The 24,890-nt window shown below is 65.1% G+C and carries 19 protein-coding genes; 11 read left to right on the forward strand and 8 right to left on the reverse strand.

Annotation, left to right across the window (positions count from 1 at the left end; genetic code table 11):
* Window positions 1–273: 273 nt before the first annotated feature.
* Window positions 274–891, forward strand: a complete 618-nt coding sequence (locus R4P57_RS10400; RefSeq protein ID WP_317802736.1) for a PadR family transcriptional regulator — start codon at window positions 274–276, stop codon at window positions 889–891.
* Window positions 888–2,342: a DHA2 family efflux MFS transporter permease subunit gene (locus tag R4P57_RS10405; RefSeq protein ID WP_317802737.1), complete on the forward strand. Its 1,455-nt coding sequence runs from the start codon at window positions 888–890 to the stop codon at window positions 2,340–2,342. The genes R4P57_RS10400 and R4P57_RS10405 overlap by 4 nt, the downstream gene beginning before the upstream one ends.
* A gap of 61 nt (window positions 2,343–2,403) precedes the next feature.
* Here R4P57_RS10405 and R4P57_RS10410 read toward each other — a convergent pair whose 3' ends face one another.
* Complete coding sequence (locus R4P57_RS10410) at window positions 2,404–3,549, reverse strand: acyl-CoA dehydrogenase family protein (protein WP_317802738.1); 1,146 nt, start codon at window positions 3,547–3,549, stop codon at window positions 2,404–2,406.
* Window positions 3,550–3,638: 89 nt separating this feature from the next.
* On the opposite strand from R4P57_RS10410, the gene R4P57_RS10415 reads away from it, so the two are divergent.
* Together R4P57_RS10415 and R4P57_RS10420 are read left to right on the forward strand one after the other, a co-directional pair.
* Window positions 3,639–4,430, forward strand: a complete 792-nt coding sequence (locus tag R4P57_RS10415) for an enoyl-CoA hydratase/isomerase family protein (protein WP_317802739.1) — start codon at window positions 3,639–3,641, stop codon at window positions 4,428–4,430.
* A 10-nt stretch (window positions 4,431–4,440) separates the two neighbouring features.
* Window positions 4,441–5,382 (forward strand): adenosine deaminase, encoded by a 942-nt coding sequence (locus tag R4P57_RS10420; RefSeq protein WP_317802740.1) that lies wholly within the window; start codon window positions 4,441–4,443, stop codon window positions 5,380–5,382.
* 68 nt (window positions 5,383–5,450) lie between these two features.
* Here the strand turns inward: R4P57_RS10420 and R4P57_RS10425 are convergent, their stop codons facing one another.
* Window positions 5,451–6,938 carry a molybdopterin-dependent oxidoreductase gene (locus R4P57_RS10425; protein ID WP_317802741.1) on the reverse strand — a complete coding sequence of 496 codons (1,488 nt, stop codon included), beginning with the start codon at window positions 6,936–6,938 and terminating at the stop codon, window positions 5,451–5,453.
* Between the two features lie 19 nt (window positions 6,939–6,957).
* On the reverse strand, window positions 6,958–8,271 hold the full coding sequence (locus tag R4P57_RS10430; protein ID WP_317802742.1) for a D-arabinono-1,4-lactone oxidase: 1,314 nt from the start codon (window positions 8,269–8,271) through the stop codon (window positions 6,958–6,960).
* 100 nt (window positions 8,272–8,371) lie between these two features.
* Between R4P57_RS10430 and R4P57_RS10435 the strand changes: the two genes are divergently transcribed.
* Both R4P57_RS10435 and R4P57_RS10440 read left to right on the forward strand, forming a co-directional pair.
* A complete protein-coding gene (locus tag R4P57_RS10435) occupies window positions 8,372–9,013 on the forward strand; it encodes a TetR/AcrR family transcriptional regulator (protein ID WP_317802743.1) in 642 nt (213 codons plus the stop codon).
* Window positions 9,014–9,103: 90 nt separating this feature from the next.
* Window positions 9,104–10,318 (forward strand): alanine racemase, encoded by a 1,215-nt coding sequence (locus R4P57_RS10440; protein ID WP_317802744.1) that lies wholly within the window; start codon window positions 9,104–9,106, stop codon window positions 10,316–10,318.
* Here the strand turns inward: R4P57_RS10440 and R4P57_RS10445 are convergent.
* Window positions 10,288–13,737, reverse strand: a complete 3,450-nt coding sequence (locus R4P57_RS10445; RefSeq protein ID WP_317802810.1) for a TM0106 family RecB-like putative nuclease — start codon at window positions 13,735–13,737, stop codon at window positions 10,288–10,290. The two genes, R4P57_RS10440 and R4P57_RS10445, sit on opposite strands and share 31 nt — an antisense overlap.
* Window positions 13,738–13,817: 80 nt before the next feature.
* On the opposite strand from R4P57_RS10445, the gene R4P57_RS10450 reads away from it, so the two are divergent.
* Window positions 13,818–14,435: an alpha/beta hydrolase gene (locus R4P57_RS10450; RefSeq protein WP_317802745.1), complete on the forward strand. Its 618-nt coding sequence runs from the start codon at window positions 13,818–13,820 to the stop codon at window positions 14,433–14,435.
* A gap of 60 nt (window positions 14,436–14,495) precedes the next feature.
* Here the strand turns inward: R4P57_RS10450 and R4P57_RS10455 are convergent, their stop codons facing one another.
* Window positions 14,496–16,283: a long-chain fatty acid--CoA ligase gene (locus tag R4P57_RS10455; RefSeq protein WP_317802746.1), complete on the reverse strand. Its 1,788-nt coding sequence runs from the start codon at window positions 16,281–16,283 to the stop codon at window positions 14,496–14,498.
* 277 nt (window positions 16,284–16,560) lie between these two features.
* On the opposite strand from R4P57_RS10455, the gene R4P57_RS10460 reads away from it, so the two are divergent.
* The 4 genes from R4P57_RS10460 to R4P57_RS10475 all read left to right on the forward strand — a co-directional run bounded on the left by R4P57_RS10460 (window position 16,561) and on the right by R4P57_RS10475 (window position 22,020).
* Window positions 16,561–18,369 carry a DEAD/DEAH box helicase gene (locus tag R4P57_RS10460; protein WP_411742342.1) on the forward strand — a complete coding sequence of 603 codons (1,809 nt, stop codon included), beginning with the start codon at window positions 16,561–16,563 and terminating at the stop codon, window positions 18,367–18,369.
* A 98-nt stretch (window positions 18,370–18,467) separates the two neighbouring features.
* Window positions 18,468–18,968: a 2Fe-2S iron-sulfur cluster-binding protein gene (locus R4P57_RS10465; RefSeq protein ID WP_317802747.1), complete on the forward strand. Its 501-nt coding sequence runs from the start codon at window positions 18,468–18,470 to the stop codon at window positions 18,966–18,968.
* On the forward strand, window positions 18,965–19,960 hold the full coding sequence (locus R4P57_RS10470; protein ID WP_317802748.1) for a xanthine dehydrogenase family protein subunit M: 996 nt from the start codon (window positions 18,965–18,967) through the stop codon (window positions 19,958–19,960). Before R4P57_RS10465 ends, R4P57_RS10470 begins: the two co-directional genes overlap by 4 nt.
* Window positions 19,957–22,020, forward strand: coding sequence for a xanthine dehydrogenase family protein molybdopterin-binding subunit (locus R4P57_RS10475; protein ID WP_317802749.1), 2,064 nt, complete (start codon window positions 19,957–19,959; stop codon window positions 22,018–22,020). The genes R4P57_RS10470 and R4P57_RS10475 overlap by 4 nt, the downstream gene beginning before the upstream one ends.
* A 108-nt stretch (window positions 22,021–22,128) precedes the next feature.
* Here the strand turns inward: R4P57_RS10475 and R4P57_RS10480 are convergent, their stop codons facing one another.
* The 3 genes from R4P57_RS10480 to R4P57_RS10490 are packed head-to-tail and all read right to left on the reverse strand — an operon-like array spanning window position 22,129 to window position 24,884.
* Window positions 22,129–22,875: an amino acid ABC transporter ATP-binding protein gene (locus R4P57_RS10480; RefSeq protein ID WP_317802750.1), complete on the reverse strand. Its 747-nt coding sequence runs from the start codon at window positions 22,873–22,875 to the stop codon at window positions 22,129–22,131.
* Window positions 22,872–24,362, reverse strand: coding sequence for an ABC transporter permease subunit (locus R4P57_RS10485; RefSeq protein ID WP_317802751.1), 1,491 nt, complete (start codon window positions 24,360–24,362; stop codon window positions 22,872–22,874). The genes R4P57_RS10480 and R4P57_RS10485 overlap by 4 nt, the downstream gene beginning before the upstream one ends.
* Before the next feature lie 39 nt (window positions 24,363–24,401).
* Window positions 24,402–24,884, reverse strand: a complete 483-nt coding sequence (locus tag R4P57_RS10490; RefSeq protein ID WP_317802752.1) for a RidA family protein — start codon at window positions 24,882–24,884, stop codon at window positions 24,402–24,404.
* Window positions 24,885–24,890: the final 6 nt, after the last annotated feature.

Consider the following 24,890-nt stretch of genomic DNA (forward strand, 5'->3'; position numbering starts at 1 on the left):
AAGCTTCGTAACCCGACTTCTCCTGGTGGAGTGAGCTTCTCGAAGTAAGTTCCGCCAGAAATTCGGTGACAAGGCCGGATACACGGAAGAAATTCCGAGTATCCGGCCTTCGTCTGTTTCACAGGGCATCGACCTCGGTCGGTGCCCTGTGTGCGTTGTATGTCCGATAGATCCCCAGGTCGGAGGAATGTCCGGGTTGCTTTGCATCAGTCGGTGCCCATATATTCCAGTTGGAATAATTCGAGCGGAATATCAGACTGGGGGTGTGAACCGATGCGGGATGGAGCGGTGAATCCCCTGGGCGTATCGGTGCTCGCCTTGCTGTCGGAAGGTCCGATGCATCCCTACGAGATGTATCAACTTCTGTTGTCGCGCAAAGAGGATCGCATCGTCAAGATCCGCCCCGGATCGCTGTATCACGCGGTGACCAGACTGCACGAGCGTGAGCTGGTCGCCGAGGTGGGGACGGACCGCGGTGGCAACCGTCCGGAACGCACGACCTACGAGATCACGCCCGCTGGACGTCGAGTGCTCACCGATCGACTTGCGGAGATTCTTCGAACTCCGGTGCGCGAGTATCCGCAGTTCGTTCTCGGTCTGTCCGAGATGCACAACCTGTCGGCGTCCGAGGCCGTCGCCCTTCTCCGCGGCCGCATCGAAGACCTGGCCGAGGAGATCGCGGAGCTGGCCGGCTATCAGCAGCTTGCCGCAGACCGGAAGGTCTCCGAAATCTATTGGGCCGGAATCGATTACCTCCACCACATGCAGTCCGCAGAGGTGAGCTGGTTGACCCGGTACATCGATCGTATCGACAGCGGCGAGCTCCCGTGGCCGCACGACATTTCCGCACATCACACGACACTGACGGATCGGAACCAGGAGAGCACATGAACGTCGTCGAGACCGCTCCGCCACAACGAGAGATCAAGCCCTGGCCCGCCCTGTGGGCGCTGTGCCTTGGCTTCTTCATGATTCTGGTCGATACCACCATCGTGGCAGTCGCTCAGCCGGCCATCCTCGCGGGCCTGAACACCGACATCAACAACGTCATCTGGGTGACCAGCGCGTATCTGCTGGCGTATGCGGTGCCGCTGCTCGTCACCGGGCGTCTCGGTGACAAGTTCGGTCCCAGAAACCTCTACATCGCCGGCCTCGTCCTGTTCACGCTCGCATCGGCATGGTGTGGCCTCTCCGGGTCGATCGAGATGCTCATCGCGGCTCGGGCAGTCCAGGGCATCGGTGCTGCGATGATCACCCCGCAGACGATGGCCGTGATCACTCGGGTGTTCCCCGCCGAGAAGCGCGGAACGGCCATGGGCGCGTGGGGTGCCGTCGCCGGTGTGGCGACCCTCGTCGGCCCGATCCTCGGTGGCGTCCTGGTCGACTCCCTCGGCTGGGAGTGGATCTTCTTCATCAATCTGCCGGTCGGCGTGATCGCAATTGCGTTGGCGCTGAAGTTCGTTCCGGTGTTGCCCACCAACGACCACAAGTTCGATCTGCTCGGCGTCGCACTGAGCGCAATCGGACTGTTCTGCATCGTGTTCGGCATCCAGGAAGGTCAGAAGTACGACTGGGGGACGGGTATCTGGATCCTCATCGGCATCGGAGTGCTCGTCTTCGCCGGGTTCGTCTACTGGCAGGCGGTGAACAAGAGCGAACCGCTGGTCCCGTTGGCGCTCTTCCGTGATCGCAACTTCTCGCTCTCCAATATCGGTATCGCCGCAATGGGTTTCGCGATGTCCGGCATGATGCTGCCGATCATGTTCTACGCGCAGAGCGTCACCGGACTCACCCCGACCCGTTCGGCTTTGCTGTTCGTGCCGATGGCCCTGCTGACCGGGCTGCTCGCACCGAACATCGGCAAACTCGTCGACAAGACCCATCCCCGCTACATCGCTGGTTCGGGACTGTTCATTCTGGCCGCGGCACTGCTGTGGTTCGCATACGAGATGACGCCCACCACGGCGATCTGGAAGCTGCTTCTGCCCATCGCGGCGATGGGTGTGGCGAACGCGTTGATCTGGTCTCCGTTGGCGGCCACCGCAACTCGCAACCTGCCGATGAGTCAGGCAGGCGCGGGTTCGGGTATCTACAACACCACCCGCATGATCGGCTCCGTGCTCGGTAGTGCGGGTATCGGCGCGCTCATCCAATCGCGCTTGGCCGCCGAACTACCTACCGGTGGATCGGATTCGGGGGCAAACGAATTTGCCGGCCGAGTACCCGAAATGCTGCGTGACGGTTTCACGACCGCAATGGCGCAGTCGCTGATTCTGCCCGCCGCCGTGTTGATCGTCGGCATGATTGCGGTCTGCTTCTACGCCAGGCCTGCCTTCAAGTAGCCCATGTGCACGGAACTTCGTAGCCCACTACGAAGTTCCGTGCACATGCGGCGAAGCCGCTCTACAGGCCCAGGTCACGTCCGATCAGTTCCTTCATGATCTCGTTCGATCCGGCCCAGATCTTCGTCACGCGAGCGTCTTTCCACGCGCGGGCGGCGCGGTATTCGTTCATGAATCCATAGCCGCCGTGCAGCTGGACGCAGTGGTCGAGGATTTCGTTCTGCACCTGCGAGCTCCACCATTTGGCCTTGGCGGCGTCGATGGCCGTCAGCTCACCGATGCCGTGCGCGGCGATGCAGTTGTCGATGTACGCCTGTGCCACATCGAGTTTGGTGACGAGCTCGGCGAGCAGGAACTTGTTCCACTGCAGTGAGCCGATCTGCTGACCGAAAGCCTTGCGGTCCTTGGCGTACTGCAGTGTCTCTTCGAGGATGGGGCGAACGTGTCCGAGGTTGGCCACCGAGCAGCTGATGCGTTCCTGGGGGAGTAGCTGCATCATGTGGATGAAGCCGCCGTCGAATTCACCGATCATGTTCGAGCTCGGGACACGCACGTTCTCGAAGAACAGTTCGGCCGTGTCGGATTCGGGCTGGCCGACCTTGTCGAGCTTGCGGCCGCGGGAGAATCCTTCGGTGCCGTTCTCGACGGCGAAGAGCGTGATGCCCTTGGCCTTCTTCTCCGGCGTCGTGCGGGTGGCGACGATGACGAGGTCTGCGGAGTTGCCGTTGGTGATGAACGTCTTGGAGCCGTTGATGATGAAGTCGTCGCCGTCCTTGACGGCAGTGGTCTTCAGTGCGGCCAGGTCGGAGCCGCCGGAGGGTTCCGTCATCGCGATCGCGGTGAGGATCTCGCCGCTGCAGAAGCCGGGCAGCCAGCGCTTCTTCTGCTCCTCGGTGGTGAGCTTGACCAGGTAGGGCGCGACGATGTCGACGTGAATACCGAAGCACGACGCCACCGCTGCACTCGAGCGGGAGAGTTCCTCGCCGAGGACGGCGTTGAATCGGTAGTCCTCGGCTCCGCTGCCGCCGTATTCCTCCGGTACCTCGAGGCCCAGGAAGCCGTTGCGTCCGGCTTCGAGCCAGATCTCGCGGTCGATGTACCGCTGTTCGACGAGCTTCTCCTCGACCGGCGTGATGGTTCGGGTGACGAACTCTCGAACCGATGCGCGGAAGTCCTCGTGGTCGGACTCGAACAGACTGCGCTTCATCTAGGTGTTCCTCTCGGTAACGTTCACTTTCCTGCGCACAATACTCGGTGGTAACAAGGTCCTCGGACGGGTGTGGCACTATGCGAACCATGGCTGACGCACCCACTTCGCTCGTTCGATCCACCACCGCAGCCGGCGCGGAGGTCGCCGTCCTCACCTTCGACCACGGCCCGCTCAATCTGTTCGATCAGGCCATGTTCGACGCAGTGGCCGCCGATATCGCCGATCTCGTCGCGCGACCTCCGCGGGCGGTACTGCTGCGCGCCGAGGGCAAGGTGAACTCGGCAGGCGTCGACGTGCATGTCTTCGAGGGCCTGTCCGCCGCGCAGGGCGCGGATCTGTGGCGTGGGTTGTTCGCACAGATTGCCCATCCGCTCGAGGCGTTGCCCTGCCCGGTGATCTACGCCGCGCACGGCTTGACGCTCACTGCGGCGTTCGAGATCTCGCTGGCGTGCGACATCATTCTCGCCGGTCCCAAGGCCAAGTTCGGTCTGGTCGAGACCGTCGTCGGGTTGACGCCGTCGATGGGTGGGCCGCAGCGTCTCGCCGAGCGGGCCGGTTCGGGTCGGGCTCGCGAGCTCGTCATGACCGGTGACCTGTACGACGCGCAGACGTTGAAGGAGTGGGGCGTGGTCAATCAGATTCACGACGATGTCGACGCCGCGGCGCTCGCGCTGACTCATCGACTGGCCGACGGCCCCACCGTCGCGCATGCCGCAACGAAACAGATTGTGGCAGCCTGGCGTTCGGGTGGTGTGGCCCACGCGGACGAAATCACCTCGGAGGTCTCCGGCGCGCTGTTCGAGACCGATGATCTGCGGGGCGCGGTGAAGAGCTTCCTCGAGGTCGGTCCGGGGAAGGCGACGTACACGGGCAAGTAGCATCGGGTGAGTGAGTACTGATCAGCTGGCCGAACTGCACCTGCACATCGAGGGGTCACTCGAACCTCCGCTGATATTCGAGCTCGCGGAGCGCAACGGATTGTCGTTGCCGTACAACGACATCGATGAATTGCAGGCGAAGTACGAGTTCACCGACCTGCAGTCGTTCCTGGATCTGTACTACGCGAACATGGCCGTGCTGCAGACCGCAGAGGATTTCGCCGATCTTGCCCGGGCCTACTTTCGCCGCACCGCGCAGGCCGGGGTGACGCACGCGGAGATCTTCTTCGATCCGCAGGCGCACACCGAGCGCGGTGTCCCCCTCGAGGCCGTCGTCGACGGATTGGCCGACGCCTGCGCATCCAGCGAGCGCGAATTCGGTGTCACCAGTGGGTTGATCGCGTCGATCCTGCGCGACAAGCCGGTGCTGCATGCCAACCAGCTGCTGGACGATCTGTTGGCGATGCAGGCTCCGATCATCGGGCTCGGTCTCGATTCCGCCGAGGTGGGCTATCCGCCGTCGCTGTTCGTGGACGTGTTCGCCAAGGCGCGCGCCGAGGGACTGCACGTCGTCGCCCACGCCGGTGAGGAAGGTCCGCCGGACTACATCTGGCAGGCACTGGACCTGCTGAAGGTCGAGCGCATCGACCACGGAGTGCGGTGCCTCGAAGACGAGGCACTGGTGAATCGTCTTGTCGGAGAACAGATTCCGCTCACCGTGTGCCCGCTGTCCAACGTCCGGCTCAAGGTGATCGACACCGTCGAGCAGCTACCGCTGCGGCAGATGCTCGGGCGCGGCCTGTCGGTATCGATCAACTCCGACGATCCCGCCTACTTCGGTGGCTACGTCGACGACAACTTCTCTGCCCTCGAAGCGGGAATGGGCCTCACCGCGGCCGAGCGAAAGCAGCTGGCCGAGAACTCGATCCGTGCGAGTTTCGTGAAGCGGTAGGAGTGGAGCCTGCAGGAACGACCCGATTACTAGGAGTGGAGCCTGCAGGAACGACCCGGTTACCCAGATCAGCTCGCCGTCACCGAGATCCGCGGGTAGCCGGTGGCACCGTCGGGAACGGTGTCGGCAGTCTTGTTGGTCTGCAGCTCACCTGCGGAGTTGGTGGCGCGCGCTCGGATCGAGTGTTGGCCTGCGGGTAGGTCCAGTTCCACCGTCCATTGCCGCCACGTGTCCTTCGAGTACTCCTCCGACAGTGTTGTCGGCACCCAGTTACCCTCGTCCACTTGCACTTCCACGCCGTCGATACCGGTGTGCTGGTCCCAGGCGACGCCCGCGATCACCGTCCGCCCGGCGGGCACGGAACTGCCCGATCGTGGGGTGTCGATTCGCGAGGCCGTCTTGATCGGTCCGAGAGCGCCCCAACCGCGGTCGGTCCAATATGCCGTCACGCGGTCGAAGCGGGTGATCTCGATGTCGGTGACCCATTTGGTTGCCGAGACGTATCCGTACAGGCCGGGGACGACGAGTCGCGCCGGGTAGCCGTGTTCGACGGGCAGCGGTGCGCCGTTCATGCCGACGGCGAGCAGGGCGTCGCGACCGTCCAGTAGCACCTCGAGGGGAGTACCCGCGGTGAAGGCGTCACTGCTCGACGACAGCGCCATGTCGGCGTCGGGGGAGATGCCTGCTTCTTCGAGTATGTCCTTGAGCGGGTAGCCGATCCACGTTGCGTTGCCCACGAGATCGCCGCCGACGATGTTGGACACACAGGTCAGGGTGACCGTCTTCTCCACTGCCTGGCGCTGCGCGAGGTCGGCGAACGTCAGCTCGATCTCGCGGTCCACCATGCCGTGGATGCGTAGCGACCAGTCCTCGGACGCCACGCGCGGCACGACCAACGCGGTGTCGATGCGGTAGAAGTCGTCGTTCGGGGTGATGTACGACGCGAGGCCGTCGATCTTCAGGTCGGCCCCCGCCGGTATCGGGGGTTGCGGGGTCGGCGTGGGCAGCATGAAGCCGAGTCGATCTGCGGTGACTGCGCGGGCCGAGGTCAGCATCCGTCCGGCTGTTCCGGCAACGACGCCGAGTACCGCGGCACCGGCGGCGAGGGTGAGGAAGCTGCGTCGGGTCATGCCCTCGGTCGCAGGCGCGGCGGCACCGATGAGGGCGTGCAGCACGACTATGCCCACGATGACGCCGCCGATGGTCGGAACCGCGTACAGGGCCGTCGCGTCGGGTCGAGTCACTGCCGCGAGTACGCCCACAACGCCCAGGGCGGCGAACACGACGGCACCGATCGGCTTGCGGGCGATTCCTGCCGCCGCGGCGATGGCTCCGATCACCACCGCCATGCCGACGAATAGGGCGAGCTTGTCGGAGGTACCGAACGTGTCGATGGCCCACTCGCGAATCGGGGCCGGACTGTTGTCGACGGCCGAGGACCCGACGGCGGTCAGCGGTGACGAGTTCGGTCCGATGGGGACGGCGATCAATTCACCGACGCCGAGGACCACTCCGGCGGCGATGATGCCGGACAGCGCGCGTTTTCCTGTGCTCACTCGCTCCAATGTAAGCGAATCAGTTCAGCAGACGCTCGAGGTACTCGCTGCCGAACAGCTTTCTCGGGTCCATCGAATCGCGAACACGCAGGAAGTCGTCGAAGTGTTCGTAGGTATCGCGCAGTTCGTCGCCGCTCAGGGAGTGCAGTTTTCCCCAGTGCGGACGCCCGTCGACGCTGCGGCAGATGGCCTCGACGGCGTCGAAGTACTCGCGGTGATCGCGGCGGTGGTACTGGTGCACGGCGATGTAGGCCGTCGGGCGTCCGTACGCGGTGGAGAGCCAGATGTCGTCGGCCGCCGCGAAGCGCACTTCCACGGGGAACGCGATGGATATCGCAGACCGCTCGAGCCAGCGATCCACCTCGCGCAGCACCCACCCGATCTCCGACGCGGGCACGGCATATTCCATCTCGACGAACTTGACCGTCCGCGACGACGCGAACACCCGGTACGAGCGATCGGTGTGCTCGCGAGCCGACAGCGCTCGGGCCGAGACCGCGTTGACCCGGGGAATCAGGGCCGGCATTCGCGTCACCATACGGTTGAGACCCTCGAAGACCGTGTTGGACAACAGCTCGTCGTCGAGATACGAGCGCACCTTTCCCAGCGGCTTCAGCCGCGTGTCACCGGGTAGCCGGGTGTTGCGTTTGGTCAGGACGCGGTCGGTGTGCGGAAACCAGTAGAACTCGAAGTGGTCGACGCCTGCGATGGTCGCGTCGAGATTCTCGAGCGTTCCCCGCAGCGTCGACGGCTCCTCGACGGCCCTTAGGGCGAAGGCCGGAACGCAGTCGAGCGTGACCCGGGTGATGACGCCGAGCGCACCGAGGCCGATGCGGGCGGCGTCGAACAATTCCGCATTCTCGTAGCGGGAGCACTGCACGAGTTCGCCGTCCGCGGTCATCAGCTCGAGCGCATGCACCTGGGTGGCGATGCCGCCGAAGCGTCCTCCGGTTCCGTGGGTACCCGTGGAGATGGCTCCGGCGACGGACTGTTCGTCGATGTCGCCGAGGTTGGTCATGGCCAGGCCGAGGTCCCACAACCGCGCGGTCAGCTCGCGCAGCCGGGTGCCTGCGAGCACTGTCACCCGGGCGGAACCGTCCTGGGCACCGATGACAGATTCGATGCCGCGCAGCGAATCCAGGCCGATCTGGACGCCGTCGGTCACCGCGATCGGAGTGAAGGAATGGCCGGCCCCGACGCACCGCACCGTGCGAGATCGTTCGACGGCACCCGCCAGCACGGCGCGCAGCTCGTCCACCGACGTGGGTTCTTCGCGGCTCGCCGGAAAAGCGTGCTGATTACCTGCCCAGTTCTGCCACGACCGCGCGCTCATCCGATCACTATTGCACTGCCGATACCGAGGGGCCGTTCCGCACCGAGCTCCCCTGGGGCAATCCGAGGCACAGAACTCGCCCGCGCCCTAGGATCGGGTCATGCAATCGAGGCTGCCCGCTGATGTGCGACGCGCACAACTGGTGCAGTCTGCGATCGATGTCGCCGAGCGGGTCGGCATCGAGTCCCTGACCGTGCGTGCTCTCTCGGAGCATGCCGAGGTCACCAAGGGCATCGTGCAGTACTACTTCGAGACCAAGCAGGATCTGGTGATCGCGATGGGGGAGCACCTCATCGTCGACGTCACCGAGATTCTGCACGCCGCGTTGGACAGTGCCGTGGGCACGCGCGAGCTCCCGGGCGTTCGTGGTCTGCGAGAGCTGGTGCACGGCGGTCTGAGCGCGGTGTGGTTGCTGATCGAGAAGTCGCCGGATCGGCAGTTGCTCGCCTACGAGATCAAGACCTATCTGTTGCGTCATCGCGCGCTCGGGTCCGCTTCGGCCGCCGAGATCGCCAGTGGGCAGTATCGAATTCGAGACTCCGAGGCCCGGTTGTTCTTCGAGAAGTGTTCCGCCCACACCGGGACGCGATGGCTGGAGCCGGTGGCGTCGATCGCGCGTTTCGGGATGGCCACCCTCGACGGGCTGGTGCTGCGGTGGTTGGTCGACGGCGACGATCTCGAGGTGCTGGCGCAGATCGACGACCTGTCGGGGCTGATCGCGGGCAAGGCCCTGGACTGCTGAGGACCGGCGTGGCTGATGCTCGCTGGGACTTCTGGGCTGCGGAGTGTTTGACTGTGTAGGCCTGGCAACGACGACGAAGGAATACGCCGCATGAGTTCGATCGCCGGTGTCGCAACCACCGACACGACACCACTGTCCCGTATCGCCGCTGCCACCGAGGGGCTCGAATCACCCTTGGCTGCAGTTGATTCCGCGGCCCTCGATGCCAATGCTGCAGCGCTGCAGGCACGGGCGGACGGGGTGCCGATCAGGATCGCGAGCAAGTCGGTTCGGTGCCGGGCGGTACTGGATCGGGTGCTCGCGGCCGATGGCGTGAGCGGGGTCATGGCGTACTCCCTGCGTGAGGCGATCTGGTTGGCACGCCACGGCGTGGAGGACATCCTGATGGGGTACCCGTCGGTCGATCGCACCGCGCTCGCCGAGGTCGTCAACGATCGGGTTCTGTCGGGACGCATCACGTTGATGGTCGACGACGTCGCACAGCTGGACATCGTGCGCGACGCCACCGAGAGCGATCTTCTCAAGCCACGTATCTGTATCGACGTGGATGCCTCGCTGCGGATCGGGCCGCTGCACGTCGGTGTCAGACGTTCGCCGCTGCGCGAACCCGAGCAGGTCGCCACCTTCGCGCGGGCGGCGCATGCACGTGGGTTCCGGGTGGTCGGTCTGATGTTCTACGAGGCTCAGATCGCCGGTGTGCCCGATTCCAATCTTGCGGTGGAATGGATGAAGTCGCTGTCGTCCCGTGAGATCTCCACGCGCAGAACGGCGGTGGTCGAGGCCGTGTCTGCTGCCGTCGGTCGGATCGAGATCGTCAACAGTGGCGGTACCGGGTCGATCGACTTCTCGGCAGCAGATCCGGTCGTCACCGAGGTGACCGCGGGATCGGGCTTGTTCGCGCCGACGTTGTTCGATCGGTATCGTGCATTCTCGGCCGAGCCCTCGCTGTTCTTCGCGCTGCCCGCGGTGCGCAAGCCGACGCCGCAGATCGCCACGCTGTTCGGTGGTGGCTACATCGCGTCGGGTCCGGTGTCGGCGTCGAGGTCCCCGCGGCCGGTCGCCTGGTCGACAAAGGCTAGGGGCGTGGTGACGTCCGGTCTGAAGTTGCTGCGTAACGAGGGTGCGGGCGAGGTGCAGACTCCGGTGAGCGGAGCGGGGGAGATCCGGATCGGTGATCGCGTCTGGTTCCGGCATGCCAAGGCGGGCGAGCTGTGCGAGCGATTCGACACCCTGCATCTGGTGCACGCCGACGGGTCCGTCGAGGCGGTCCCCACTTATCGTGGCGAGGGTATGGCCTTTGGCTGAATCCCGTTCTCGCACAGGCTCATGAAGGTGCCGAGAGTGACCAGTCCGGCCGGGGTCGACGGCAGGTACCGGGTCAGTGCCCGCGACCGGATCAGTATCGCGGCCCATTGGCCTCGCGAGACGGCGACGTTGAGTCTGTTGCGGGACAACAGGAATCCCATGCCTCGCGGAACGTCGTCGATCGCCGACGCGGCCATCGAGATCAGCACCACCGGTGCCTGTCGTCCCTGGAACTTGTCGACGGTGCCCACCGCGACCTCGTCGAGTCCGGCGGCCGCGAGTCGTTCGACGATGACGGCCACCTGCGCGTTGTAGGCCGCGACGACCAGGAAGTCGCCCTGGTGCATGGGCCGCGCACCCTCGAAGGACTGGGGGTCGCTCCACAGTCGACCCAGCAGATTCTGTACGCGGGTGACGATCTCGTCGGCTTCCTCCACCGAGTCGGTGGCATTGCCGTGGTGGTCGAGGTAGACGGTGTGCAGTCCCGGTGCGAGCGACTCCAGCGAACGGGCTTGTGTAACAGCACTGTTGGACTCGAGTTTGCCCTCGTAGGACAGCGCCGAGACCGCCGCGCACAGATCGGGATGCATCCGCCACGTCGTGGCCAGGAAGTACCCGCGGTCGGCGGGCAGCGTCGGGTGACCGCTGGTGATCCAGCCCAGAGCCGACTCGTCGACGGGTTCGGGGTGGGTGCCCTGGCTGACCTGCGGAAGCTGTGCCGGGTCGCCGAGCAGCAGCAGGTTGCGTGCGGACACCGAGACGGCGATGGTGTTGGCCAGCGAGAATTGCCCGGCCTCGTCGATGACCAGCAGATCGAGCGACTCGGGCGGGATGCGGCCGGGGTTGGAGAAGTCCCAGGCGGTACCGCCGATGATGCAGCCGTCCTCGGCCTCGGTGACGAAGCGGGAGTACTCAGCAGGGTCCACGACGGTGTGGGCTGTCGGTGCCTTCTTGCCCACCCGGCCCGGGTCGACGCCTGCCGCCACGATGGTGTCCAGCAGATTGTTCACCACGTGATGCGACTGGCCCACCACGCCGACCTTCCAGTGATGGACACCGACCAATTCGGCGATCACCCGTGCGGCGGTGTACGTCTTTCCGGTCCCGGGCGGCCCCTGCACGGCGACGTAGGAGTGGTCCAGATCGAGCAGCGCCGCCGTGACGGCCGTCGCGTAGTCGCCGGCGCGCACCTCGGGAAGGCCGGTGCCGGAACGGGTTCGGGGTGGCGAGAGCGTCAGCAGATCGGCGACGGCCGTGCGTGGTAGGTGCGGCAGTGCGGCGTCGACCTCGGCAGCGACGGCAACGATCGCCTGCTCCAGATACTTGGTCGCCGGGGGCGGTTCCGGTGCGGTGGCGATGGGGAAGTCGGGGTACTCGTCCACCCCCTTGCGTAGGTTCTCCTGCACCACCACCATGTCGAGGGTGCCCTCGTAGCCCGCCTGCACGATCTCGACCGTCGTGGTTGCGCGATGGGTCGGCTGCTGCTTCGGCAATCCCTCCGGGGCCGGGTCGTCGTAGAGCAGCTTGACCTTCGAGCTCGACAGGACGCCGTTGCTCAGGTGCCCCAGCAGCTTGAGTTGCCGTCGCAGCACCCGTTGCTTCGGTGCCGTTTTCATCCAGTCGTGCACCAGTTCGGCGCGCTCGACCTTCAGCACGTCGGCCGCGTCGGCCCACTCGTCCAGCGGGTGGGTCAGCCGATCGAAGTGCTCCCACCAGAACGGCTTTCGTTCGCGTCGGTGATACCCGATGGAACCGGAGAACAGTGCGACGGCCTGTTGCGTCGAGGTGCGCTCCCACGGCAGACCGGCGTAGTCGGCGAGTTCGAGCTCGAGCGGGCTCGCAGTGTCGACGGCACCGTCTTCGAGCTCGAGGTGCTGCGTCGCGCGCGGGTGCACACCGGCATCCGACGCGCGCTCGAGTAACCAATCCCGCAGTCGCAGCGTCGATTCGCAGTCGGTGCGGTTGTACTCGGCGATATCGGCGAGCAGCGCAGCAGCCTCGGCGTCCTTGCCCTGGTCTCGCAGATCGCACCAGTTCGCGTATTCGACGATCGACGCGGCCGCGTCGGTGACGTCTCCGTCGCGGGCTGCGGGCATGTACAGGGGTTCGAGCTTCTTGATGCTGTAGGACCTGGTTCCGATGCGCACCGCAGATCGCACGACCGGATAGAGGTCCACCAGAACGTTGTCCCGCAGCAGGTCGTCGACCGCGTCCTCACCTACGCCGTAGCGTCCGGCGAGGCGCAGCAGCGCGGTCTTCTCGTACGGTGCGTAGTGGTAGACGTGCATGTTCGGGTAGGCCGTGCGACGGGTGGTCACGTAGTCGAGGAAGTCGATCAGTGCGCGGCGTTCCTGCGCGCGATCGTGCGCCCAGAACGGGAGGAAATCGCCGTCTGCGGTGTAGACACCGAACAGGTACTCGAGTCCCCACTCGGTACTGCCCGCCTCGGCCCACAACGGGTCGCCCTCGAAGTCGAAGAAGATGTCGCCCGGATCGGGCTCGGGGATCACGCCGAGTGCCTCGGCGTCGAAGATCTCGAATTCGGCGTCGCCGCTGTGTTCCTGGCGAACCTGAAGCTCGGCCTGAGCTCGCAGATTCGTCAGTGTGCGCGACGACATGCCGTCCACGCCCCCGGTCGATGCAGCGAGTTCGTCGACCGTCGAGATGCCTGCGTCGAGCAGTCTGTCCCTGGTGCTCGCGCGCATGCCGGCGACGAGAACCAGGTCGCGGTGCTGTTCCACCTCGACCGTGCATGCCTCGCACTGCCCGCAGCCGGAGTAGCGCGAGTCGAACCAGTCGGCGACGGTGCCCTCGGCGTGGTGTTCGTCGAGTATGTGTTGCAGGTGTTCCCTGGACTGTCGGTAGACCGGAACGATCTCGGCGAGCGAGTGCGCGGAGTCGCTGCCGTCGCCGAGCATCAGGTGTACCTCGTCGCTCGGAGTGATCCCGCCGGACCGCAGCGCGTCCGCGTAGGCCGCCAGTTGCAGCAGTGCCGGAACCTTCGCGTGCCGCGACAGCTTGGTGTCGTACACGGCGTACCGGTCGCCCTCGGCCACCAGGAAGTCGCAGAAACCGAGAAATCGGCCGTCGAAGAAGGTGGCCTGATAGACCACGGGTGTGCGGGAGGTGAGGGCGGTGAACGTCCCCCAGGCCGCGTCGGCCAGTTCCTGTGCGGTGCGTCCCGGTCGGTCCATCGTCAGAACGCCGCCGGGGAACCGCTGCTGGAATGTCTCGAGCTGTCGGCGTTCGTGCTCGAATCCGAGTGCAGAGGTGCGGTCGAGCATCGGGTCCGGAGTGGCAGTGGCCCGGGGGATCAGTCCGGTCAACCCGTCGAGTCGGCGCAACAACCCGAATTCGCAGGACGCTGCCGCCGCGAGGTCGCTGGCGCTGTAGATGACCTGATCGCCGAGGAGGAACACACGCGCAACCCTAGCCATCGCCGAGGGCGGCTCCGGTCACGTTGCGCGCGGAAGCCGACGGGACGAGGCAAAATGACCTAATGCCATTTTTCGACGGAGCTACCGGTGCTGTCCACTACCGAAACTGGACTGTTCCCGATGCTCGTTTCGGTCTTGTATTTCTGCACGGTCTCGGGCAGAACAGCGGCCACTATCACCGGTTCGCTCGGGTATTGAACGGCCGCGGAGTCGACGTCTGGGCGGTCGATCACGTGGGCCACGGCCTCACCGAGGGGGAACTGACCGATGCGGCGCAGATTCCCGGCCTCGCGCAGAACGCGCTGCAACTGCTCGATATCGCCGAGGCAGAGCATCCCGAGTTGTCGTTCGCACTGATGGGTCATTCGTTGGGTGCGGCAACGGCGATCGCAGCCCTCGGCGCACATCCGGAGGCGGTGCGGTGTGCCGTGCTGTGCGGTACCCCGAAGTCGGTGACGGGTTCGGCGAACGACCTCGCCGACAACGTCATCCCGATCCTCGCCGTGCACGGCGTCGACGACCGGTTGGCCCCGGTCGATGCAGTCCGGGAGTGGATCGGTGGTGTTCCCGACGCGTCCCTGCGCGAATTCGAGGACGGTGGCCACGACCTGCTGCACGAGAAGATCCACCTGCAGGTGACCTCTGTGGTGGCGGAGTTCCTCGACGACCACATGTCCTGACATCGGACGAGAAAGGGCCCGGCGCGAGATCGCGCCGGGCCCATTCTTCGTGTACGGGTCTTACGAGTAGATGGCTTCGATGTCGCTGCCGCGCTCGGCGTGAATGATGTTGCGCTTGAGCTTCATCGTCGGGGTGAGCTCACCGGTCTCGACGGTGAAGTCGTTCTCGAGGATCGTGTACTTCTTGATCTGCTCGGGGTTCGAGACCTTCTTGTTGGCCTCGGCGACGGCCTTGTCGATCTCGGCGACCAGGTCGGCGTTCTTCGACAGTTCGGCGAAGGGGATTTCCGTAGCCAGATCGTGCCGTTGGAGCCAGCCCGGCATGGCCTCTGGGTCGAGGGTGATCAGGGCACCGATGAACGGCTTGGCGTCGCCGACGACGAGGCACTGGCTGATGATCGCGTTCGCGCGGAGGGCGTCCTCGAGCACTGCGGGGGCGACGTTCTTGCCGCCCGCGGTCACGATGATCTCCTTCTTGCGGCCGGTGATCGAGACGTAACCTTCCTGGTCGATCGCGCCGAGGTCGCCGGTGTGGAACCAGCCGTCGACGATGGCCTCGGCCGTGGCCTTCTCGTTGTGCCAGTAGCCGCTGAACACGACCGGTCCCTTGAGCAGCAGCTCACCGTCTTCGGCGACCTTCACCGAGTGACCGTCGATGGGCTTGCCGACGGTGCCGACGCGCTGTTCCTTGGTGGTGTTGACGGTGATCGCCGCGCTGGTCTCGGTCAGTCCGTAGCCCTCGTAGACCGGGACGCCCGCACCGCGGAAGAAGTGGCCGAGGCGGGCACCGAGAGGTCCGCCGCCGGAGACCGCGCGGGTGCAGTTGCCGCCGAGTGCTGCTCGCAGCTTGGAGTACACGAGCTTGTCGAACACCGTGTGCTTGAGGTTCAGAACCAGCCCGGCTCCGCCCTTCTCCTGGGCCTCGCTCCACTCGATGGCCGTCGCGGCGGCCTTGTCGAAGATGGAACCCTTGCCGCCGTCGTGTGCCTTCTGCTTGGCGGAGTTGTAGACCTTCTCGAACACGCGCGGCACCGACAGGATGAAGTTCGGCTTGAACACGGCGAACTGATCCACCAGCGTCGTCACGTCCGAGGTGTGTCCGACGGTGACCTTGGACTCGAACGAGCCGAAGGACACGGCGCGGGCGAACACGTGCGCCATCGGGAGGAACATCAGTGTGCGGTTGCCCTCCTTCATCGAGTCGTGCAGCGCGATCTGGGTGGCCTGAACCTCGGCGTAGAAGTTGGCGTGCGTGAGCTGAACGCCCTTGGGTCGGCCGGTGGTGCCCGAGGTGTAGATCAGGGTCGCGGGCGATGCCGCGCTGACCTGATGGCGTCGCGCATGCAGATCCTCGTCGCTGACCCCGGCGCCGCGGGTGGTCAGCTCTTCGATGGCTCCGGCGTCGATCTGCAGCACCTCACGCAGATCCTTGGCACCTTCGGTGACCTCTTTGAGGTTCGAGGAGTGCGCTGCGGTCTCGACGACGAGCAGCTTGGTGGCGGAGTCCTCGAGAATCCACTGCGCCTGGTCGGCGGAGGAGGTCTCGTAGATCGCGACGGTGCATCCGCCTGCGGACCAGATGGCGTAGTCGAGGACGACCCACTCGTAGCGCGTCGCGCTGAGGATGGCGACCCGGTCGCCGAGTTCGATACCGGAGGCGATCAGTCCCTTGGCTGCTGCCGCGACCTCCGACGCGAACCGAGCTGCGGTGACATCGGTCCAGTTGCCGTTCACCAGACGTTGGAACGGAACGAAGTTCGGTGATTCCTTCTCGTACCTGTAGACGGTGTCGGCCATGGATGCGTCGTCAGGAATGGTGAACGACGCCGGCACAGAATATTCGCGCACTGCTGGACCCCTTACGGAAAAATAGCGTGGTAGTTGTGCATTTCATCACATTCGAGGCCGTGGCGCACCATCCGGGGTGTCCGGTTTGTCGACTTTGCCGCGAGTCTGGGGGAGTTGAGTGTGACTCGGGGTACAACTTAACCGCCTGCTGTCGCGTTCGGTGGTCGCGTCGCCGGTGTGAGGCCGCTCGCACCGCATGCCGTCTCGGCCGTTTTCGTCACCTGATCAGCGTAGAAGGGTTCGTAGTGCCCGGGCAGGTACTAAACTCTGTCGACATATGAGCACTTCAGAAACTGAACAGGATGCCGCCGTGACGTCCGACGAGACGAATTCGACCCCTCAGGAGTCCGCCTCCGCTCCGGTCAGCGCGAGCGAGTCGTCCTCGGCGACCGGTGACGACATCACCTTCGCCGATCTCGGGATCGACGAGCGGGTCCTGAAGGCCCTCCGCGATGTCGGCTACGAAAGCCCGTCGCCCATTCAGGCTGCCACCATCCCGCCGCTGATGGCAGGCAACGATGTCGTCGGCCTCGCGCAGACCGGAACCGGCAAGACCGCCGCGTTCGCGGTGCCGATCCTGTCCCGGCTGGACGTGTCACGCCGGGTACCGCAGGCGCTGGTGCTGGCCCCGACGCGCGAGCTCGCGCTCCAGGTCGCCGAGGCATTCGGTAAGTACGCCACCCACATTCCCGGTCTGCACATTCTGCCGATCTACGGCGGTCAGGCGTACGGCATTCAGCTCTCGGGTCTGCGCAAGGGCGCGCAGATCATCGTCGGTACCCCCGGTCGTGTCATCGACCATCTCGAAAAGGGCACCCTCGACCTGTCCGGGCTCGAGTACCTGGTGCTCGACGAGGCCGACGAGATGCTCAAGATGGGCTTCCAGGAAGACGTCGAGCGCATCCTCTCCGATACCCCGGAGTACAAGCAGGTGGCGTTGTTCTCGGCCACGATGCCTGCCGCGATCCGCAAGATCTCCAAGCAGTACCTGCACGATCCGGTGGAGATCACCGTCAAGACCAAGACGTCGACGGCACCGAACATCACCCAGCGGTACGTCCAGGTGGCTCATCAGCGCAAGCTCGAGGCACTGACTCGAATCTTCGAGGTCGAAGAGTTCGAGGCCATGATCATGTTCGTGCGCACCAAGCAGGCCACCGAGGAACTCGCCGAAAAGCTACGCGCACGGGGCTTCTCGGCCGCTGCGATCAACGGCGACATCGTGCAGGCCCAGCGTGAACGCACCATCGGTCAGCTCAAGAACGGTCAGATCGACATCCTGGTGGCCACCGACGTCGCGGCCCGCGGTCTCGACGTCGACCGCATCTCGCACGTCATCAACTACGACATCCCGCACGACACCGAGTCCTACGTGCACCGCATCGGTCGTACCGGTCGCGCCGGTCGCGCCGGTCAGGCTCTGCTGTTCGTCGCACCGCGCGAGCGACACCTGCTCAAGGCCATCGAGCGTGCGACGCGTCAGCCGATCACCGAGATGCAGCTCCCGAGCGTCGACGACGTCAACGCGCAGCGCGTGACGAAGTTCAAGGACTCCATCACCGAGAGCCTGGGCAACGAGAATCTGGCGCTGTTCCGTCGTCTCATCGAGGACTACGAGCGCGAGCACGACGTGCCGTTGGTCGACATCGCAGCGGCGCTGGCCATTCAGTCCCGCGACGGCGAAGCGTTCTTGCTCAAGCCCGAACCGCCTGCCCCGCCGCGGGCACCGCGCGAGCCACGCGAACCGCGGCCGCCGCGCACGTTCGACGAGGACGCGGCCAGTTCGCATCACCGCAAGACGGGCCAGGAGATGGCGACGTACCGCATCAGCGTCGGCAAGCGGCATCACGTCGCCCCGGGAGCGATCGTCGGTGCCATCGCCAACGAGGGCGGTCTGCGTCGAAGCGACTTCGGCCACATCAGCATTCGTCCCGACCACTCGTTGGTGGAGCTGCCGGCCGACCTCGCCGACGAGACGGTCGAGGCCTTGCGCCGCACCCGCATCAGTGGCGTGTTGATTCAACTGCAACCAGATTCCGGTCCTCCCGGACGCAGCGGCGGCGGAAAGTTCAAGGGCAAGCGCTAGCGCGCACGTGCGCGGCACTTCGTAGCCCACTACGAAGTTCCGCGCACGACCCCGGGTTCGAGCGTTTGGTGGCAGAGGCCGCGGGTATCCACCCGGTCATGACCAACGTCACCCTTCGTGTCAACGGGACCGATCACGAGATCGACTGCGACACCCGATCCACCCTGCTCGATGCGCTCCGGGAGAACCTCGACCTGATCGGTGCCAAGAAGGGGTGTGACCACGGGCAGTGCGGAGCCTGCACGGTGTTGGTCGACGGTCGGCGGATCAACAGCTGTCTGACGTTCGCGGTTGCGCAACAGGATCGCGACATCACCACGGTCGAGGGATTGGCCGACGGTGACGTACTGCATCCCGTGCAGCAGGCATTCGTCGATCGTGACGCGTTCCAGTGCGGGTACTGCACATCCGGGCAGATCTGTTCGGCGGTGGCGGTGATCGAAGAGGCGAAGCAGGGTTGGCCAAGCGCGGTTACCGAGGACATCGAGGCCGCCGACGTCGAACTCGATTCCGATGAAGTTCGAGAACGTATGAGCGGCAACCTCTGTCGTTGTGGTGCCTACTGCAATATCGTGTCGGCCGTACGGGACGCATCATGAAGACCTTCGAGTACGACGCAGCCACCGCCGTCGACGACGCCGTGGCCCGCCTCGCCGAAAACGAGAACGCGATGTTGCTCGGCGGGGGAACCAACCTCGTCGACCTGATGAAGCTCGGTGTCGTCGGCCCGACGACGCTGATCGACGTGACGCGACTTCCGTTGCGCGACATCGATGTATCGGACGACGGTTCGCTTCGTGTCGGTTCCGGTGTGACCAACAGTGATCTCGCGGTGCACCCGGTGGTGCGTCAGCGCTATCCGGTGCTCTCACGGGCGGTGCTCTCCGGAGCCTCGGGTCAGTTGCGCAACATGGCCACCACCGGCGGAAATCTGTTCCAGCGCACCCGGTGCATGTACTTCATGGATGCATCGAAGCCGTGCAACAAACGCGAACCCGGTTCCGGCTGCCCGGCCCGAACGGGTGAGCACAGGAATCTCGCGATCCTGGGAGCCTCTGCGGCGTGCGTGGCGACGCATCCCTCCGACATGGCGGTCGCGCTGTCGGCTCTCGACGCACGCGTGGTCGTGCGCGGAGTCGACGGGGAGCGCACCCTCGCGATCGATGACTTCTACCGGCTCCCCGGTGACGCGCCCGAGCGCGACAACACGGTCGCGCGGGACGAAATCGTCACGGCCATCGAGATACCGGCACCGTCGGACGGCACCGTGTCCACCTACCGCAAGGTGCGGGACCGGCAGTCCTACGCCTTTGCGATCGCCTCTGTCGCTGCCACTGTCGATGTCGAGGACGGGATCGTGCGCGGGGTGTCGATCGCGCTGGGCGGTGTCGCACACAAGCCGTGGCGGGCTCGCACTGCCGAGCACACGCTGCTCGGCGCGGCCGCCGACGAGGCGTCGTTCCGGCGGGCGATCGCACTGGAACTCGACGCGGCAGAGCCGTTGCGCGACAACGCATTCAAGATTCCACTGGTGACCAACCTCGTCGCCCGCACCCTGGTGGAACTCACAGATTCGGGAGATCGGTCATGACTGCATCGATCGGACAGCCGATTCAGCGCACCGAATCGATCGCGAAGGTCACCGGCCGGGCGCGATACGCCGCGGAACAGCCGCCGGCCGTCGGGCAGCTGTATGCCTGGTATGTGCCTGCGACAGTTCCCGCCGGAACGGTCGAGCACGTCGAACTCGATTCCGACCCCTCGGTGCATGCCCTCCTGTGGCACGGCAACGCGGAGAAGTTGGTAAGCCTCGAGGACGCCGAACTGCATGTGCTGCAGTCGAACACTGTCGCCTATCGAGGTCAGATCGTTGCCGTCGTCGTGGCCGACACCCTCCAGGACGCCCGCGCCGCCGCAGCCCGAGTGCACGTGCGCTACGCCGATGTCCGCTCGCCCGACAACAGTCTGACGGCCGAGCACAGCACGCTGTACGCACCCGAGTCCGTCAACGCGGGGTTTCCCACCGACGTGACCGTCGGCGATCCCGACGCGGCGCTGGCATCGGCCGAGCACCTCGTCGACAACTGGTACTCCACCGCGCCGATGCACAACAGTCCGATGGAGCCGCATGCCACCACGGCGCAGTGGTCCGACGGCGTTCTGACGGTGTGGGATTCGACGCAGGCACCGGCGGGTGTTCAGGGCGACCTCGCCACAGCATTCGACCTCGAGCCCGAGAGCGTTCGCGTGATCGCGGAGAACGTCGGCGGCGGATTCGGAGCCAAGGGCAGTACTCGGCCCAACGTGATCCTTGCTGCGATGGCCGCGCGAGCCACCGGCCGCACCGTCAAATTGGTGCTGCCGAGGCAGGCTCTCTTCGATGTCGTCGGCTACCGAACCCCGACGCTCAATCACGTTCGACTGGGCGCTGATTCGGCCGGCACGCTGCAGTCGATCACGCACGATTCGTTTCAGCAGACCAGCACGATCTTCGAGTTCTGTGAGCAGACGTCGGAATCGACTCGGCACATCTACGCGGCACCGAACCGTCGCACCACCCACCGGCTCGCACAGCTGGACGTCGGAACGCCGCGATGGATGCGGGCACCCGGCGAAGCGCCCGGCATGTTCGCCGTCGAGACGGCCATCGACGAACTGGCCGTGGCCACCGGTATCGATCCGATCGAATTGCGCATCCGCAACGAGCCGGACGTCGATCCCGCCAGTGGCAACCCGTTCAGCTCACGCAGCGTGGTGCAGTGCCTTCGCGACGGTGCCGAGAAGTTCGGGTGGGACCGCCGCGATTCCGCGCCCGGTCAGCGTCGAGAAGGCAACACCCTGGTCGGCATGGGAGTTGCGACGGCCAGCTACCCGGTGTTGATCTCACCGAGTACCGCGTCGGCGCGAGTGGAGCAGGACGGCACCATCACGGTGTCCCTCGCTGCGTCGGACATCGGAACCGGTGCGCGCACCGTACTGCGCCAGATCGCGGCCGATGCTCTGGAGGTGGACGCGGACACCGTGGTTCTGGCACTGGGAGACAGTGCGCTCCCGACGGCTCCCGGAGCCGGTGGGTCCTCGGGTACCTCGTCGTGGGGCTGGGCCGTCACCAAGGTCTGCCACTCCTTGAAAGCTCAGGGTTCGTACGAGCCGGGAAACTCGGCCGAGGCCGACACCACCGATGACGTCGAGGGGCAGAAGGAGCTGGCGCGCATGGCGTTCGGCGCTCAGTTCGCCGAGGTGGCGGTCGACATCGACACCGGTGAGGTGCGGGTGCGTCGGATGCTCGGGGTATTCGGCATCGGCGCGGTGATGAATCCGCGGTTGGCGAAGTCTCAGCTCATCGGTGGCATGACGTTCGGACTCGGTATGGCGCTGATGGAGAACGGCGTCACCGATCACGAGTTCGGCGGGTTCGCCAACCACGATCTCGCTGAGTACCACATCCCGGCGTGCGCGGACGTCACCGATCTCGAGGCCGTGTGGGTCGAGGAGGTCGACACCGAACTCGCGCCGATGGGCGGCAAGGGAATCGGTGAGATAGGCGCAGTCGGATCCTCGGCGGCCATCGGTAACGCGGTCTACAACGCCACGGGCGTCCGAGTCCGCGATTTGCCGATCACCCTGGACAAGGTGCTACCGCACCTCTAGAGCGGCTTCGCCGCATGTGCATGGAAATTCGTAGTGGGCTACGAATTTCCACTCACATGCCTCGATGGATTCGTTCCGCAGGCTCCACTCACAGGGGGCGCAGCCCCTCTACGCCAGAATTCGCTGCAGGAATTGTCGGGTGCGGGGTTCCGTCGGGTTCACCAGAACCTGCTCTGGCGTCCCTCGTTCGAGCACGACGCCGTTTTCGATGAACAGCACCTGATCGGCGACCTGCTGGGCGAAGCGAATTTCGTGGGTGACGATCACCATCGTCCAGCCCTGCGCGGCAAGGCCTTTGATGACGGCCAGTACCTCGCCTACGAGCTCGGGATCGAGGGCCGAGGTGGGCTCGTCGAACAGCATCAGCTTGGGGCGTAGGGCGAGAGCTCGGGCGATTCCGACGCGTTGTTGTTGGCCTCCGGAAAGCTGGAACGGGTACTGGTCGGACTTGGCGTCGAGACCGATCTGGTCGAGGATTGCGTGCGCGTCGCGTATGGCGTCGTCCTTCGCGCGCTTCTGCACGATCACCGGTCCCTCGATGATGTTCTGCAGCACCGTCTTGTGCGGAAACAGGTTGTGGCTCTGGAAGACCATGCCGCTCTGGGCGCGGAAGTGACGCAGTTGCGGAGCGCCGACGGGCTGAGCGAAATCCACTGACACGTCCCCGATACGGATGATGCCTGCGTCGGCCTGATCGAGTGCGTTCAGTGTGCGCAGCACCGTGGTCTTGCCTGATCCGGACGGTCCGATGATGACGGTGACGGTGCCGGACGGCACGGTGAACGAGATGTCCTTCAACACCTCCATCGGCCCGAACGACTTCTTCAGTGCGGATACTTCCAGCAGGTCTGTCATTTCGCCACGTACCTGTCGAGTCGGACTTCGAGCTTGCCTTGGAAGAACGAGAGAACGATGCAGATCACCCAGTAGTACAGCGCTGCAACGGTGTAGAGCGTGAAGAAGTCGAAGGTCGGTGCCGCCGCGAGTTGTGCGACGCGCAGCAGCTCGGTGACCAGGATGGTCGATGCGAGCGAGGTGTCCTTGACCAGCGAGATCAGTGTGTTCGACAACGGTGGTACCGCGGTGCGCAGTGCCTGCGGAAGCACGATGCGCTGCAGCGTGGTTCGGTATCCCATCCCGATGGTCTGGGCCGCCTCCCACTGGCCCTTGGGGACACTCAGTATCGCGGCGCGGATGACTTCGGCTGCATAGCCACCCACGTTCAACGAGAACGCGACGACAGCCGCCGGGAAGGGTGAGATCACGACACCGAACTGCGGCAGTCCGTAGAAGATGATGAACAGCTGCAGCAGCAGAGGCGTGCCGCGGATGATCGAGACGTAGAACCGTGCGACTGCGGCGAGTGGCTTCATCGACGAGATACGCGCGAGCGCCACCGCAAGGGCGATGACGAGTCCGACCACGAAGCTGATGGCGGTCAGCGGAATGGTCATCGTGACAGTCGCTTTGAGCATCGGCCACAGGTTGTCGAGAACAAGCTGCGTTTTGGACGGTGCCGTCGACGCTGCGTCGTCGCTCACCGGAACCACGGTGTCGGCCGTCGGTGCGGCGACGTCACTGCCGAAGTACTTGTTCGAGATCTCGGCGATGGTGCCGTTCTCGCGCAGTGTGTCGATGGCGGTGTTCACCTCGTCCATCAGGCCACTGTTCTTGCGGGCCACGAAGGATTGCAGGGTCGTGTCGCCGGTCTCGCCGGCGATCTTCACTCCGGTGTCGCCGGTCTGCTGAAGGTACTCGGCGATGGCCAGGGAGTCGTTGACGGTGGCGTCGACGCGGCCGTCCTTGACGAGCGTGACCGCCTGAACGAATCCCTCGACGGCTTCGACGTTGGCACCTGCGTTCGCCGCGACCTCCGCCCAATTGCTCGTCGAGGATTGGGCGGTGGTCTTGCCGGCCAGGTCGGCAAGAGAGGTGATGGTGGAGTCGTCTGCGGCGGTGAGGATCTGGCCTTCCGACACCGTGTAGGGCGTGGACAGGTCGTAGGCCGACTGGCGGGCGGGGGTGATCGAGACCTGGTTGGCGATGAGGTCGAAGCGTTGGGATTGCAGTCCGGCGAAGATCGAGTCGAACGGGGTCTGCACGAAGTCGACGCGTACGCCCAGCTCGGCTCCGACGGCGTTGATGACGTCGATGTCGTACCCGGTGAGTTGTCCGTCGCCGCCCTGATAGCTGAACGGGCTGTAGGTGCCCTCGGTGCCGACGACCAGTACGCCCTCGTCCTTCACCCGGTCCAGCAACGACTGCGAGGACGAGGTGCAGCCGGACAACCCCAGGATGCCGATGAGGATCGCGACCAGAGCAAGAATCGATCTGCGCACCATCTGCGCCCGCTTTCGCCGTATGTACGAGTGGAGCAAAACCTACCCGTCGATCTCCAGTTCCGCTGACACCACGACGGTGTTGTTCATCGGCAATGCAGCCACCCCGAGTGCGGTGCGGGCATGGGCACCGATCTCCGGACCGAAGATGGCGAGCACCAGATCGGAGAAGCCGTTGACGACCGTGGTGGTCTGAGTGAAGCCGTGGTCGGCGTTGACCGAGCCGGTCACGGTCAGCCACGCGCTGATTCGATCGAGGTCACCGATCGCACGGGCGAGGCTGCCCAGCACGGCTAGAGCTGAGTCCCGCGCGGCGTCGGTGGCGACGTCCATGCTCACCTCGGACGGCACCGCGCCGAACGGGCCTGCCAGGGCTCCGTCTTCCGCCAGAGGCGAATGGCCCGAGGCGAAGACCCGGTTACCGCGCACGTGCACCCAATCGAACGAATACTCGAAACCGGGGGGAGCGGTCGGCTCGCCGGGCAACGTGAAGCCGAGCTCGGTGATGCGGCGTTCGATCTCCATGAAGGA

Source organism: Rhodococcus sp. IEGM 1330 (assembly GCF_033142445.1).
Lineage (GTDB): Bacteria > Actinomycetota > Actinomycetes > Mycobacteriales > Mycobacteriaceae > Rhodococcoides.

Coding starts and splice junctions, on each gene's coding strand:
- R4P57_RS10400 (WP_317802736.1), top strand. CDS start 274: ATGCGGGATGGAGCGGTGAATCCCCTGGGCGTATCGGTGCTCGCCTTG.
- R4P57_RS10405 (WP_317802737.1), top strand. CDS start 888: ATGAACGTCGTCGAGACCGCTCCGCCACAACGAGAGATCAAGCCCTGG.
- R4P57_RS10410 (WP_317802738.1), bottom strand. CDS start 3,549: ATGAAGCGCAGTCTGTTCGAGTCCGACCACGAGGACTTCCGCGCATCG.
- R4P57_RS10415 (WP_317802739.1), top strand. CDS start 3,639: ATGGCTGACGCACCCACTTCGCTCGTTCGATCCACCACCGCAGCCGGC.
- R4P57_RS10430 (WP_317802742.1), bottom strand. CDS start 8,271: ATGAGCGCGCGGTCGTGGCAGAACTGGGCAGGTAATCAGCACGCTTTT.
- R4P57_RS10435 (WP_317802743.1), top strand. CDS start 8,372: ATGCAATCGAGGCTGCCCGCTGATGTGCGACGCGCACAACTGGTGCAG.
- R4P57_RS10440 (WP_317802744.1), top strand. CDS start 9,104: ATGAGTTCGATCGCCGGTGTCGCAACCACCGACACGACACCACTGTCC.
- R4P57_RS10450 (WP_317802745.1), top strand. CDS start 13,818: ATGCCATTTTTCGACGGAGCTACCGGTGCTGTCCACTACCGAAACTGG.
- R4P57_RS10460 (WP_411742342.1), top strand. CDS start 16,561: ATGAGCACTTCAGAAACTGAACAGGATGCCGCCGTGACGTCCGACGAG.
- R4P57_RS10465 (WP_317802747.1), top strand. CDS start 18,468: ATGACCAACGTCACCCTTCGTGTCAACGGGACCGATCACGAGATCGAC.
- R4P57_RS10470 (WP_317802748.1), top strand. CDS start 18,965: ATGAAGACCTTCGAGTACGACGCAGCCACCGCCGTCGACGACGCCGTG.
- R4P57_RS10475 (WP_317802749.1), top strand. CDS start 19,957: ATGACTGCATCGATCGGACAGCCGATTCAGCGCACCGAATCGATCGCG.
- R4P57_RS10480 (WP_317802750.1), bottom strand. CDS start 22,875: ATGACAGACCTGCTGGAAGTATCCGCACTGAAGAAGTCGTTCGGGCCG.
- R4P57_RS10485 (WP_317802751.1), bottom strand. CDS start 24,362: ATGGTGCGCAGATCGATTCTTGCTCTGGTCGCGATCCTCATCGGCATC.
- R4P57_RS10490 (WP_317802752.1), bottom strand. CDS start 24,884: ATGGAGATCGAACGCCGCATCACCGAGCTCGGCTTCACGTTGCCCGGC.